This window comes from Acidiphilium sp. JA12-A1 (assembly GCF_000724705.2).
Lineage (GTDB): Bacteria > Pseudomonadota > Alphaproteobacteria > Acetobacterales > Acetobacteraceae > Acidiphilium > Acidiphilium multivorum.
On sequence record NZ_JFHO01000044.1, the window covers coordinates 44,315 to 56,712 of the forward strand.

At 68.4% G+C, this 12,398-nt stretch carries 13 protein-coding genes; 3 read left to right on the plus strand and 10 right to left on the minus strand.

What is annotated here, in order from left to right; translation table 11 throughout:
• Positions 1-58 precede the first annotated feature (58 nt).
• The 4 genes from ffh to RT91_RS08475 form a co-directional block, all read right to left on the minus strand.
• Positions 59-1,432 (minus strand): signal recognition particle protein, encoded by a 1,374-nt coding sequence (gene ffh, locus RT91_RS08460; RefSeq protein WP_012039846.1) that lies wholly within the window; start codon positions 1,430-1,432, stop codon positions 59-61.
• A 168-nt stretch (positions 1,433-1,600) separates the two neighbouring features.
• On the minus strand, positions 1,601-3,019 hold the full coding sequence (locus RT91_RS08465; RefSeq protein ID WP_007421698.1) for an NAD(P)(+) transhydrogenase (Re/Si-specific) subunit beta: 1,419 nt from the start codon (positions 3,017-3,019) through the stop codon (positions 1,601-1,603).
• A gap of 13 nt (positions 3,020-3,032) precedes the next feature.
• A complete protein-coding gene (locus RT91_RS08470; protein ID WP_035186737.1) occupies positions 3,033-3,428 on the minus strand; it encodes an NAD(P) transhydrogenase subunit alpha in 396 nt (131 codons plus the stop codon).
• Between the two features lie 10 nt (positions 3,429-3,438).
• Positions 3,439-4,581, minus strand: coding sequence for a Re/Si-specific NAD(P)(+) transhydrogenase subunit alpha (locus tag RT91_RS08475; RefSeq protein WP_007421696.1), 1,143 nt, complete (start codon positions 4,579-4,581; stop codon positions 3,439-3,441).
• A gap of 229 nt (positions 4,582-4,810) precedes the next feature.
• Between RT91_RS08475 and RT91_RS08480 the strand changes: the two genes are divergently transcribed.
• Positions 4,811-5,461: an ATP-dependent Clp protease proteolytic subunit gene (locus tag RT91_RS08480; protein WP_012039847.1), complete on the plus strand. Its 651-nt coding sequence runs from the start codon at positions 4,811-4,813 to the stop codon at positions 5,459-5,461.
• 20 nt (positions 5,462-5,481) lie between these two features.
• On the opposite strand, the gene RT91_RS08485 is transcribed toward RT91_RS08480, so the two are convergent.
• Positions 5,482-6,393 carry a LysR family transcriptional regulator gene (locus tag RT91_RS08485; protein WP_007421694.1) on the minus strand — a complete coding sequence of 304 codons (912 nt, stop codon included), beginning with the start codon at positions 6,391-6,393 and terminating at the stop codon, positions 5,482-5,484.
• Between the two features lie 158 nt (positions 6,394-6,551).
• Here RT91_RS08485 and RT91_RS08490 point away from each other — a divergent pair, with 158 nt between their 5' ends.
• Complete coding sequence (locus tag RT91_RS08490; protein WP_035186739.1) at positions 6,552-7,097, plus strand: SRPBCC family protein; 546 nt, start codon at positions 6,552-6,554, stop codon at positions 7,095-7,097.
• A 72-nt stretch (positions 7,098-7,169) separates the two neighbouring features.
• The gene (locus RT91_RS08495) at positions 7,170-8,069 is read left to right on the plus strand and encodes a GntR family transcriptional regulator (protein ID WP_035186742.1); all 900 of its coding nucleotides are present in this window, start codon (positions 7,170-7,172) and stop codon (positions 8,067-8,069) included.
• 21 nt (positions 8,070-8,090) lie between these two features.
• On the opposite strand, the gene RT91_RS08500 is transcribed toward RT91_RS08495, so the two are convergent.
• From RT91_RS08500 to RT91_RS08515, 5 genes are read right to left on the minus strand one after another with little or no spacing between them, the layout of a single operon-like run.
• The gene (locus RT91_RS08500) at positions 8,091-9,605 is read right to left on the minus strand and encodes a carboxypeptidase M32 (protein ID WP_035186745.1); all 1,515 of its coding nucleotides are present in this window, start codon (positions 9,603-9,605) and stop codon (positions 8,091-8,093) included.
• The gene (locus RT91_RS08505) at positions 9,602-10,318 is read right to left on the minus strand and encodes an SURF1 family protein (protein WP_012039851.1); all 717 of its coding nucleotides are present in this window, start codon (positions 10,316-10,318) and stop codon (positions 9,602-9,604) included. Before RT91_RS08505 ends, RT91_RS08500 begins: the two co-directional genes overlap by 4 nt.
• Before the next feature lie 4 nt (positions 10,319-10,322).
• Positions 10,323-11,174, minus strand: a complete 852-nt coding sequence (locus RT91_RS08510; RefSeq protein WP_007421645.1) for a cytochrome c oxidase subunit 3 — start codon at positions 11,172-11,174, stop codon at positions 10,323-10,325.
• A gap of 48 nt (positions 11,175-11,222) precedes the next feature.
• Positions 11,223-11,396, minus strand: a complete 174-nt coding sequence (locus RT91_RS22170; protein ID WP_162839078.1) for a hypothetical protein — start codon at positions 11,394-11,396, stop codon at positions 11,223-11,225.
• Complete coding sequence (locus RT91_RS08515) at positions 11,393-12,346, minus strand: heme o synthase (RefSeq protein ID WP_035186747.1); 954 nt, start codon at positions 12,344-12,346, stop codon at positions 11,393-11,395. Before RT91_RS08515 ends, RT91_RS22170 begins: the two co-directional genes overlap by 4 nt.
• Between the last annotated feature and the right edge of the window lie 52 nt (positions 12,347-12,398).

The window sequence follows — 12,398 nt, forward strand, 5'->3', positions numbered from 1 at the left end:
CCGTTATTTCACTCCGGGCCGAAACCCGCGGTTTCAGTCCGGGCAAAAACCCGCGATCTCAGAACGGGCGGCGCCCGCCTCCCTGCGGCAGCAGCGCGGCCAGCCCGCCGCGCGCGAGGCCCTTCTGGCCCAGCTTCTGCGCCCGCTTCATCATGTCCTTCATCTGCTCGAACTGCTTGAGCAGCCGGTTGACCTCCTGCACCGAGGTGCCCGAGCCCGCCGCCACGCGCTTCTTCCGGCTCGCCTTCATGATGTCCGGATTGGCCCGCTCGGCCTTGGTCATCGAGGAGATGATCGCCGCCTGCCGCTTCAGGATCGAGGTGTCGAGATCCGCCTCGGCGAGCTGCTGCTTGATCTTGCCCACGCCGGGCAGCATGCCCATGATGCCCGACAGCGAGCCCATCTTGGTGATCTGCTTGAGCTGCTCGGCATAATCCTCGAGGTCGAACTTGCCGCGCGCCATCTTCTTGGCGAGCTGTTCGGCCTTCTGCTGGTCGACATTCTCCGCCGCCTTCTCGACCAGGCTGACAATGTCGCCCATGCCGAGGATGCGCCCGGCGATGCGCTCGGGATGGAACGGCTCCAGCGCATCGAGCTTCTCGCCCATGCCCATCAGCTTGATCGGCGCGCCCGTCACCGCCCGCATCGACAGCGCGGCGCCGCCCCGCGCGTCGCCATCGAGCCGCGTCATGACGATGCCGGTGATGCTCACCGCCTCGTTGAACGCCGTCGCCGTGGCGAGCGCGTCCTGGCCGGTCATCGCGTCGACCACCAGCAGCGTCTCCGCCGGCGCGGTCACGTCGCGGATCGCCTTGACCTCGTCCATCAGCGCCTGGTCGATCGCGAGCCGCCCGGCGGTGTCGAGGATGACGACGTCGAACACCTCGCGCCGCCCCGTCTCCATCGCCCGCCGCGCGATCTGCACCGGCGTCTCCCCCGGCACGATCGGCAGGCTCGCCACCCCGGCGCGCTCGGCCAGCTGCGCGAGCTGGAGCTGCGCCGCCGGGCGCTGGGTGTCGAGGCTCGCCAGCAGCACCTTCTTGCGCTGCTTCTCCTTGAGCAGGAGCGCGATCTTGCCCGAGGTCGTGGTCTTGCCCGAGCCCTGCAATCCCACCATCAGGAACGGAATGGGTGATGCCGCGTTGAGGTTGAGCGGCACCGCCCCCTCGCCGCCGAGGGCGTCGACCAGCGCGTCGTTGACGATCTTGACGACCTGCTGCCCCGGCGAGACCGCCCGCAGCACCTCCGCGCCCACCGCCTGCAACCGGACCTTGGCGATGAAATCCCGCACCACCGGCAAAGCGACGTCGGCTTCGAGCAGCGCGAGGCGGATATCCCGCATCGCCTCGATCACATCGCTTTCGGACAGCGCGCCGCGCCGGCGCAACCGGTCGAAAACATCCCCGAGCTTGCCCGACAGGGCGTCAAACATCGCAACCCGCTCCATCAACGAAAAACGCGCCGCGGTGCGAAACTCGCAGCGCGACGGCTCTATTCCGCTCTGCCTATGGCCGAATTTCCCGCCGCTGGCAAGCGCGTCCCCAAACGAAAGCGGCGGAGCCAGTGGCCCCGCCGCCGGATCGTCCCGCGGTCGCCCGGCTTACTTGCCGAGCGACTGCACGATCTCCTCGGTCATCTTCTTCGCGTCGCCGAACAGCATCATCGTGTTGTCGCGGAAGAACAGCTCGTTCTCCACGCCGGCATAGCCCGAGGCCATCGAGCGCTTGACGAACAGCACCGTCTTCGCCTTGTCGACCTCGAGGATCGGCATGCCGTAGATCGGGCTCGACGAATTGGTCTTCGCCGCCGGGTTGGTCACGTCGTTCGCGCCGATCACGTAGACCACGTCGGCGGTCGAGAACTCGTTGTTGATCTCCTCGAGCTCGAACACCTCGTCATACGGCACCTGCGCCTCGGCGAGCAGCACGTTCATGTGCCCCGGCATGCGGCCGGCGACCGGATGGATCGCGTATTTCACCTCGACGCCCGCCTCCTTCAGCAGGTCGGACATCTCGCGCACCGCGTGCTGCGCCTGGGCCACCGCCATGCCGTAGCCCGGCACGATGATCACCTTCGAGGCGTTGCTCATGATGAAGCTCGCATCCTCGGCCGAGCCGATCTTCACCGCCTTGTCGCCGGCGGCCCCCGCGGGGCCGGCCGCGGCGGCGGCATCGGTGCCGAAGCCGCCGAGCAGCACGTTGAGGATCGAGCGGTTCATCCCCTTGCACATGATGTAGGAGAGAATCGCACCCGACGAGCCGACCAGCGCGCCGGTCACGATCAGCGCGATGTTGCTGATGGTGAAGCCGATGCCCGCCGCCGCCCAGCCGGAATAGGAGTTCAGCATCGAGATCACCACCGGCATGTCCGCACCGCCGATCGGGATGATCAGCAGCACGCCAAGCGCGAGCGCGAGGGCCGCGATGATCCAGAACAGCACCTGCGAGCCGCCCGAGGCGACGAAGGCGATGATCAGCACCACGAGCAGGATGCCGAGGCCGAGATTGAGCTTGTGCTGGCCGGGGAAGTTGATCGGCGCGCCGCTCATCAGCGCCTGCAGCTTGGCGAAGGCGATGACCGCGCCGGTGAAGGTGATGGCGCCGATCGACAGGCCGAGCGACATCTCGATGAGGCTTTCGAGATGCAGGTGCCCCGGCGTGCCGATGCCGAAGCTCTGCGGCGCGTTCAGCGCCGAGGCGGCGACGAACACCGCGGCAAGCCCCACCAGCGAGTGGAACGCGGCGACGAGCTGCGGCAGCGCGGTCATGTTGACCCGCCGCGCCACCACCGCGCCGATCGCGCCGCCGATGACGACGCCGAGCACGATGAGCCCCACGCCCGAGAGCAGCATCGCCGGATGCGCCAGCGTCGCCAGCGCGGCGATCGCCATGCCGGCCATGCCGAGCAGGTTGCCGCGCCGCGCGGTCTCGGGATGCGAGAGCCCGCGCAGGGCCAGGATGAACAGGACGGCCGCCACCAGATAGGCGAGCGTGATCCCCGGATCGGATGCGTAATTCATTGTCGCGCCGCCCTTACTTCGCTTTTTTCTTGAACATGGCCAGCATGCGCTGGGTCACGAGGAAGCCGCCCACGATGTTCACGCTGGCCAGCAGCACCGCGATGAAGCCGAAGGCGTGCGCGGCATAGCCGCCCTTCAGCCCGGTCGCGAGCATCGCGCCGACGATGATCACCGACGAGATGGCGTTGGTCACCGCCAGCAGCGGCGAGTGCAGCGCCGGGGTGACGCTCCAGATCACGTAATAGCCGACGAACACCGCCATCACGAAAATGGCGAACAGGTCGATCAGCGGGGCGCCGTGCGGCGCGTGCGCCGCCGCCTGGGCGGCGAAGCCGGCGGCGTTCTGCGCCAGCACGGTGGCCTTGTCCGCGAGCGCGGCGGCCTGGTCCGCGAGTTGTGCAGGGGTCATGATGTGGCTCCTAGGCAGCTGCTTGCGGCTGGAAGTTCGGATGAACGACGGCGCCATCCCGCGTGAGCAGGACGCCCTTCACGATATCGTCGTCGGCGGGCAGTTTCGGCCGCCCGGCCTCCTTGTCCCAGAACCCGGTAAGGAAGGTCGAGAGGTTGCGCGCATAGAGCGTGCTGGCGGCGACGCCGATGCGCGACGGCCAGTTCCGGTGCCCGAGCACGATCACGCCGTTCTCCGTCACGATCCGCTCGCCCGGCACCGTCGCCTCGCAGTTGCCGCCGGCATCCGCCGCGATATCGACGATCACGCTACCCATCCGCATCTTCGCCACCGCGTCGGCGGTGACGATGGTCGGCGCCTTGCGCCCCATCACCAGCGCGGTGCAGATGACGATGTCGTTCTTCGCCACCGTCTCGGCGATCAGCGCCGCCTGCTTGGCGCGGAACTCCGCACTCATCTCCTTCGCGTAGGCGCCGGTCTGCGCCTTGCTCTCCTCGTCCTCGACGCCGACGAAGGTCGCGCCGAGCGACTTGATCTCCTCCTTCGCCGCCGGCCGCACGTCGGTCGCCGAGACGATGGCGCCGAGCCGGCGGGCGGTGGCGATCGCCTGCAACCCGGCAACCCCGGCGCCGACCACGAACACGCGCGCCGGCGGCACGGTGCCGGCCGCCGTCATCATCATCGCGAAGCCGCGCGGAAACGCCTCCGCCGCCTCGATCACGGCGCGATAGCCGGCGAGATTCGCCTGGCTCGACAGCACGTCCATCGACTGCGCGCGGGTGATGCGCGGCAGCAGCTCCATCGAGCAGGCATCGATCCCGGCCTTCGCATAGGCCTGCACCCGCTCCTGGTTCCCCATCGCGCCGAGCGTGCCGACCAGCAGCGCGCCGCGCTCGATCTGCGCCAGAATCTCGTCCCCGGGCGGCTGCACCGTGAACACGATGCCGGCCCCCTTCAGTGCCGAGGCCGCATCCGGCGCGATCTCGGCGCCGGCCTCGCGCAGCGCCGCGTCGGAGACCGAGGCCCGCTCGCCGGCCCCCGCCTCGATCACCACGTCGAGCCCGAGGGCCTTCAGCTTCTTGATCGAATCCGGCACCGCGGCGACGCGGGTCTCGCCCGGCAGACGCTCTTTCAACACCGCAAGACGCATCATATCCATCCCTTCGTTCAACACCGCGCAACGATCGTGCGCCCCGGCGTCCGAAATATTGTGTCGCACCGCACCATTCAAAGCAGCAATTATGCCACAGATGTGATAACGGTCCCGCAATCTCGCACCATGCGCGGGCCGCGCTGTCAAGACGGCACCCATGCGCGCCCGATCGTCTCGACAGGGGGACCCGCATACCCCACAATAGTGCGACTGGTTCTGAGGAGTAGGCATGACAAGCGACATGAGCAACAGGCTCGCCCCCCGCGCCGATGACGAGGACGCCCCCGAGAAGGAGGCGCCCGAGGCCGCCAAGGCCGGCAAGGTCGGGCCCGAACTCGAAAACCGTCTGTTCAAGCAGCGCAAGGTGCTGATCTTCGGCGAGATCCACGACCGCATCGCCCGCGCCGTCACCGGCCAGCTCCTCGCCCTCGCCGGCGCGAGCGACGAGCCGATCGACGTCTTCGTCAACTCGCCGGGCGGCCATGTCGAGAGCGGCGACACGATCCATGACGTGATCCGCTTCGTCGACGCCACCGCGCCGGTGCGGATGATCGGCACCGGCTGGGTCGCCAGCGCCGGCGCACTGATCTACCTCGCCGGCCACAAGGACCGCCGCTTCTGCCTGCCCAACACGCGCTTCCTGCTGCACCAGCCGATGGGCGGCGTGCGCGGCCCGGCGACCGATATCGACATCGAGGCCCGCGAGATCATCAAGATGCGCGAGCGGATCAATCGCATCATCGCCCGCGAGACCGGGCAGGACTATGCCCGCGTCGAGAAGGACACCGACCGCAACTACTGGATGGGCGCGGAGGAGGCGATCGCCTACGGCATGGTCAGCCGCGTCGTGCAGACCATGAAGGATCTGGACGCCGCCTGATCCCCCCGGCGGCCGCGGCGTCAGCCGTGGCCGTCCTCCGGCGGGGACTCGCGCAGCAGGGCGAGCAGCGCCGCCGCGGCCCTGGTGCGCGTGCGGTCCTGGTGCTGGACCGCGAAATAGGTCCGCCGCGGCAGCTTCACCGGCACCTCCACCACCTTGCCCGCGGCCAGCGCATCGGCGCAGACCAGCTCGGAGAGGATCGTCGCCCCGGCGCCGCCGCTCACCGCCGTCAGCACCGAATTGTTCGCCGGCAGCTCGATCGCGACATCGACCGCCGCATGGTCGATCCCGAGCCCGGCCAGCGCCTCGAAGAGCACCGCCCGCGTCCCCGAGCCGTCCTCGCGCAGCACCCAGCTGCCGGAGGCGAGCTCCGCCGGCCGCAGCGCGCGCCGCTTCGCCCAGGGATGACCGGGAGCGACCACCATGACCAGCCGGTCCTGCGCGATCGGCTCGGCGGCGAGCCGCGGCTGGATCAGCGTATCGCCCGGCCCCTCGACGAAGCCGAGCTCGACATCCCCTTCCAGGATCGCGCGCGCCACCTCGGCCGAATTGCCGATCGAGACCGCGAGCCCGATGCCCGGATAGGCCTGCCGGAAGGCGACGAGGCGCAGCGGCAGGAAGTGGTTGGCGATGGTCTGGCTGGCCTTGATCGCCAGCCGCCCGCGCGCGAGGCCGGCGATCTCGCGCATCGTCAGCGCCGCCTGCTCCGTCCGGTTCAGGATCGCCCGCGCCTCGGTGAAGAACACGCGGCCCGCCTCGGTCAGCGCGATGCCGCGGCCGACCCGGTGGAACAGCCTGGTGCCGAATTCACGCTCCAGTGCCGCCACCGCCCCCGAGGCGGCGGACTGGGTGAGCCCCAGCGCCTCGGCGGCCCGTGTCACATGCTCGCGTTCGGCGACCGCGATGAAGATCCGCAACTGATCGAGGGTCATCCTGAACCGGCCTCGTCAGGGCAGCCTCGTCCGAACGACGTTCGCCCAGAAGCCCGTGCCCGCTAAATTTTCATACGCACGCAAAACTATGGCATAGAGCGATCCATGCATGTAAACGCATAGGACCGGCTTCACCGGACCGTCAACAGGAGGAACACTTGAAAGCACCGATCTTGCGCCGCGCCGTTCTCGTCGCGCTGCCGCTGACCCTGCTCGCCGCCGTCGCTCCCGCCCAGGCGAAAGCCCCCGTGCTGCACGTGACGAAAAGCGTCGTCATCAAGGCGCCGGCCGCGAAGGTGTGGTCGATCGTGCATGATTTCGGCAAGCTGACCTGGGTTCCCGCCGTCAAGACCAGCAAGGCCGACAAGGGCAACCACCCCGGCTCGGTGCGCCATCTCGACCTCGGCGGGCCGGTGCTGACCGAACAGCTCATCCGGTATGACGCCCGGCACATGACCTACACCTATGAAATCCAGCACACCGCCAACAACATGAAGATCCTGCCGGTGCGCGACTATGTCTCGACGATTTCGGTGCACCGGCTCGGCGCCAACGAGACCCGCCTCGTCTGGAGCGGCCATTTCCGCCGCCTCGATCTCTCCGCCCATCCGAAGAAGGGCGAGGACAACGCCACCGCAATCAAGGCGATTTCCGGGATCTACGAATCAGGGCTTGCCAACGCGGCAAAGCTCGCCGCACAATAAATATTGCAAACCGACTAGGCCGGCGGTTCGACCGCCGGCCCGACAATCAAGAGGAAGCGCCGGGCAGAACGGATGGCAAAGCCGAATACGTTGCTGAAACGAACGAGCAACGCCCTACTCGACTACATCAAGGACCTTCCGGAGGAGCCAGCCGCACTCGGGTCGGACAGCGCGCTCGCCCGCCAGTTCGGGGTCAGCCGCACCACGGTGCGCGCCGCCATCGAAACCATGATCGGGAGCGGCATCCTGGAGCGCGGCTCGGCCGGCCTGCGGATCATGCGCCGCCCGGAACGCGCGGACTATTACACCGAGTCGGAAACCGACGGTCCGCAGGAGCAGATCGAACGCGTCTTCATGCAGCGCGTGCTCCTTGGCGACTGGCGGCCCGGGCACACCTTCTCCGAAGCCGAGCTGGCGCGCGACAGCAATGCCAGCACCGTTTCCGTCCGCGAATTCCTGATCGGCTTCTCCCGCTTCGGGCTCATCGCCAAGCAGCCGCGCGGCGGCTGGATCCTGCGGGAATTCCATGACGGTTTCGCCGCCGAGGTGGCCGACATGCGCGAACTGATCGAAATGGCCGCCCTGGCGCGCATGCCCCGCGCCGGCAGCGCCGCCCTCACCGAGGCGGCGGATGCGATGATCGCCCGCCACCGCGACATCGAGGCGGCAATCGCAAGGCGCTACACCGAGTTCGCGGCGCTGGACCGGGATTTCCATCTCTGGATCATCGGCTTCCTGAACAACCGCTTCGCCTACGATTTCTTCGACATCGTGTCCTTCCTGTTCCATTACCACTACCAGTGGGACCGGAACTACGAGGTCGAACGCACCCGCGTCGCCATCGCCGAACACATGACGGTGCTCATCGCCCTGCGGTCCGGTGCGATGGAAAAGGCCGAGCTTGCCATGGCGGTTCATCTCGCGACCTCCCGCCGTTCGCTCAAGGCCGGCCTCAAGCGCGTCGCCGCCTGACCCGCCCGGCGGCGGGCGGCCTCAGGCCAGGTAACGCGCCCGCAGATGCGCCTCGAACGAAGCGGGGTCGAGCGGCTTGCCGGTCGCCTCGACCAACAGTTCGTTGAACCCATAGCGCGCGCCGTGACCGTGGACATTGGCGCGCAGCCAGTCCCGCAGCGGCGCAAAATCGCCCTCCGCCAGGGCGGCGTCGATGTCCGGCCGCGCCCGCCGCGCCGCCTGCATCAGCTGCGCCGCGGCCATCGCGCCAAGCGTGTAGGACGGAAAATAGCCGAACAGCCCCGCGTACCAGTGAATGTCCTGCAGGCAGCCCCTGGCGTCGTCCGGCGGCACGATGCCGAGCAGCGCGCGCATCCCGTCGTTCCAGGCCGCCGGCAGGTCGGCAACCGCGAGGTCGCCGGCCACCATCGCCGCCTCCAGCCGGAAGCGCAGGATCACATGCGCCGGGTAGGTCACCTCGTCCGCCTCGACGCGGATGAAACTCCGCTCGACCCGCCGCAGCCGCGCCGCCAGCCGGTCCGGCGCGAAATCCGCCGGCGGCTGGCCGAAGGCGGCGGCGAGTTGCGGGCCGAGCCAGCGCAGGAACGGATCGGATCGCGCCGCCTGCAATTCCACGATCAGCGACTGGCTTTCATGCACCGCCATGCCGGCGGCCGCGCCGACGGGCTGGCGCGCGCGCGCGCGCGGCAATCCGGCCTCGTACAGCCCGTGCCCGGCCTCGTGCAGCACGCCCATCAGGGCGGAGGCGAAATCCGCCTCGTCATACCGCGTGGTGATCCGGATGTCGGTCGGCGTGCCGCCGCAGAACGGGTGCAGCGAGCGGTCCAGCCGCGCCGACCGGAAATCGAGCCCGACGCGCTCGGCAAGGCGGCGGCACAGCGCCTCCTGCGCCGCCTCGGCGAAGGGCGGCATGCCCGGCAGGCCAGCCATCCGCCCCGCCTGGCGTGCCTCGACGGCTGCCAGATTGTCCCGCAGGAACGCCTCGTAGCGGTCGAACACCGGCTCGATTTCGGCCGCGGTGATTCCCGGCTGGTAGGAATCGATCAGCGCATCGTAGGGCGAGAGGCCGAGCGTCGCGCCGAGTGCCGCCGCCTGTTCGCGGATCAGCCCGAGCAGCACCTCCAGCCTCGGGCGGACGGCGGCGAAATCGGCATCCCGCCGCGCGCCGCGCCACACCGTCTCGCAGGCCGCGCTCTCGCGGGCCACGGCCTCGACCAGATCGGCCGGCACCGCCGTCGCCCGCCGATACGCCCGCCGCATCAGCGCGAGATTGCGCCGCTCGACCGGATCGGCGGGCGGCGCGATTTCGGCGGCGGCGAGATCCTCCTCGACCTCCGGCGCCGCCAGCATCCCATGGGCGACGCCGGCGAGCGTCGCCAGCTGGTCGCCCCGCGCCGCGGCGCCGCCTTCCGGCATCACCGCCGCCTGGTCCCAGCCCAGCATCGCGCTGGCCTCGTCGATGATCGCCAGCCGCTCGAACCGCGACACCAGTCGCCGATACGCGGTTGCCGAGATGTCGGTGCCCAGATCGTTCACGCGGTCTCCAGAATCACTTTTCGCACGTAGAAGATATATTCGAGCACGACGACCAGCGCGAGGCCGAACCAGGTGAGCGCGTATTGCTCGGAATTGTTCGGCGGCGTCGGCAGGCTCGGCGCCGGGATCGGCCCGCCCGCGACCGGCTTCGGCCCCAGCATCACCAGGGTGAACGGCGCGGCATCCGCAAACCCGAGAGCGGCCCCGATCGCCCGCGGATCGAGCTTGTAGAAAATCAGCCGGGCCAGATCGGGGCTTGGGGCGAACGGCCCGAATTTCTGCGGCGCCTGGACATAGCCCGAAACCACCGCCGGCCCCGCGGGCAAGGGCACCGGCTTCGGCACCCGTCCCCGCACCCAGCCGAGATCGACCAGCACCACGCCGCCGTCCGCGCGGCGGAACGGCACGATCAGTTGACCGCCCCGCAGCGGGCCGGTCGGCGAATTGCGGATCTGGTCGCCATAGAACGCCGCCTTGCCGGAAACCCAGGTCCCGGTCAGCGCCACCTTTTCATAGGGCGAGGGTTTTGCGGAGAGCGGAACCGGCGGCCGCAGCTGGGCGGCATGAATCTCGCGCTGGATCCGGTCCTTGTAGTGCCACCGGTGGACCTGCCAGACGCCGAGGGCGATCAGGGCGACCAGCATGAACAGGCTGATCGCCCCCATCCCGATCAGGCGCCGCCAGCGCGATCGCGGCAAGGCCTGATCGGTCATGCGGTCAGGCGGCGGTGATGGCGCTGCGGCCGAAGTAGTAGATGCAGACGAACAGGAACAGCCACACCACGTCGACGAAGTGCCAGTACCACGCGGCGGCCTCGAAGCCGAAATGCCGCTTCTGGGTGAACTGGTTCTTCAGCGCGCGGAAGAAGTTCACGATCAGGAAGCTGGTGCCGACGATCACGTGGAACCCATGGAACCCGGTCGCGATGAAGAACACCGACGGGAAGATGCCGCCATGATAGAAGTTGAACGGCGAGTGCGTGTATTCGTAGGTCTGGCCGCAGAGGAAGGCGAGGCCGAGAATGATGGTGCAGCCGAGGCCCTGGATCAGCCCGCGGCGGTCCCCCTCGATCAGCGCGTGGTGCGCCCAGGTGATCGTCGTGCCGGAGAGCAGCAGCACCATCGTGTTGAACAGCGGCACCGCGAACGGGTCGATCGTGGTGATATGCGCCGGCGGCCAGACCGGCTGGTGCATGTAGCCCTGGTGCGCCGGGAAGAAGAAGAAGTTGAAATAGGCCCAGAAGAAGGAGACGAAGAACATCACCTCGGAAGAGATGAACAGCGCCATGCCGTAGCGCAGGCCGATCTGGGTGACGAGCTTGTGCAGGCCGGGCGTGCGGCTTTCGCGCACCACGTCGCGCCACCAGACGAACATGGTGCTGACCGCGCCGATGAAGCCGGCAATGAGGAACCAGTAATCGTTGAAATGGGCGACGAAGATGATGCCGGTCGCGATCAGGATGGCGGACATCGCCCCCGTCAGCGGCCACACGCTGGGTTCTACCAGGTGATACGGGTGCGGCACGTGCCCCGCGATCTGCCCTTCGGCGGTATGACTCTCAGCACTCATAAGACACTCTCTCCCGATAGAAGCCGGCCGCTAAGGCCATGATTCGTTTCACCACATATGCCCGGCATGATAAAGCTTGACGACGGCAATCGCGTAGATGAGGCCGCAGAGCGCGACGAGCGCCGCGAGCAGCGCCCAGTTCCGCCCCCGCCGCCGGCGGATGAATTCCGCCCGCTCCTCCCGGCTCCAGTCCTTGCTGCTGGCCCGTTCCACCCTGGTCATACCAGATGGTCCAGAACGAGCGCGCCGAAGATCAGGAAAAGGTACAGGATCGAGAACTTGAACGCCGCCTTCGCCGGCGCGTCCCGCGTCAGGCTGACGCCATTTTCATCCTGCCGGTCGCGCAGCACCCCCCAAGAATACCACACGAACGCGAGGCCCAGCACCATGGCGCTCGCGCCGTAGACCGGGCCCGCGAGGTGCAGCACGTAGGGCAGCAGCGAGAGCGGCACCAGCCACAGCGTGTAGCGCATCACCGCGAGGCGCGTGGCCTTCTGGCCGGCCACCACCGGCAGCATCGGCACGCCCGCCTTCTGGTAATCGGCCGACGCGAAAAGCGACAGGGCCCAGAAATGCGGCGGCGTCCAGAAGAAGATGATCGCGAACAGCAGCACCGGCAGCAATCCGACATGCCCGGTCGCGGCGGCCCAGCCGATGACCGGCGGAAACGCCCCCGCCGCGCCCCCGATCACGATATTCTGCGGCGTCCGCCGCTTCAGCCACATCGTGTAGATGAACACGTAGAACCCGATCGAGGCGGCCAGCAGCCCGGCGGCCAGCAGGTTCGTGGCGAGCCACATCAACAGCACCGACAATGCGGAAAGCGCAACGCCGTAGGCCAGCGCGCCATCCGGCGAAATCCGCCCGGTCGGGATCGGCCGCCCGGCGGTCCGCCGCATCACGGCATCGATGTCGCGATCATACCACATGTTGATCGCCCCCGCCGCGCCGGCGGCCATGGCGATGCAGAGGATCGCGGCAAAGCCGAGGATGGGATTGATCCCGCCGGGCGCCACGAGCAGTCCGGCCGCGCCCGTATAGACCACGAGGTAGAGCACCCGCGGCTTGAGCAGGGCGAGCCAGTCGCCGGCCGTCGCGCCGAGCAGCGACTGGTCGAGCAGCGCCGTATCGGGGACAGCGGTGGCAGAGGTGCGCAGGATCGTATCGCTCATTCCATCAATCCAGCCGGCGCGAGGATTCGCATCCGGATTTTGCCTTGCGGGA

Excerpts from the sequence above, each read along its gene's own strand:
- ffh (WP_012039846.1), bottom strand. The coding sequence starts at position 1,432 with ATGTTTGACGCCCTGTCGGGCAAGCTCGGGGATGTTTTCGACCGGTTG.
- RT91_RS08465 (WP_007421698.1), bottom strand. The coding sequence starts at position 3,019 with ATGAATTACGCATCCGATCCGGGGATCACGCTCGCCTATCTGGTGGCG.
- RT91_RS08470 (WP_035186737.1), bottom strand. The coding sequence starts at position 3,428 with ATGACCCCTGCACAACTCGCGGACCAGGCCGCCGCGCTCGCGGACAAG.
- RT91_RS08475 (WP_007421696.1), bottom strand. The coding sequence starts at position 4,581 with ATGATGCGTCTTGCGGTGTTGAAAGAGCGTCTGCCGGGCGAGACCCGC.
- RT91_RS08480 (WP_012039847.1), top strand. The coding sequence starts at position 4,811 with ATGACAAGCGACATGAGCAACAGGCTCGCCCCCCGCGCCGATGACGAG.
- RT91_RS08485 (WP_007421694.1), bottom strand. The coding sequence starts at position 6,393 with ATGACCCTCGATCAGTTGCGGATCTTCATCGCGGTCGCCGAACGCGAG.
- RT91_RS08495 (WP_035186742.1), top strand. The coding sequence starts at position 7,170 with ATGGCAAAGCCGAATACGTTGCTGAAACGAACGAGCAACGCCCTACTC.
- RT91_RS08505 (WP_012039851.1), bottom strand. The coding sequence starts at position 10,318 with ATGACCGATCAGGCCTTGCCGCGATCGCGCTGGCGGCGCCTGATCGGG.
- RT91_RS08510 (WP_007421645.1), bottom strand. The coding sequence starts at position 11,174 with ATGAGTGCTGAGAGTCATACCGCCGAAGGGCAGATCGCGGGGCACGTG.
- RT91_RS22170 (WP_162839078.1), bottom strand. The coding sequence starts at position 11,396 with ATGACCAGGGTGGAACGGGCCAGCAGCAAGGACTGGAGCCGGGAGGAG.
- RT91_RS08515 (WP_035186747.1), bottom strand. The coding sequence starts at position 12,346 with ATGAGCGATACGATCCTGCGCACCTCTGCCACCGCTGTCCCCGATACG.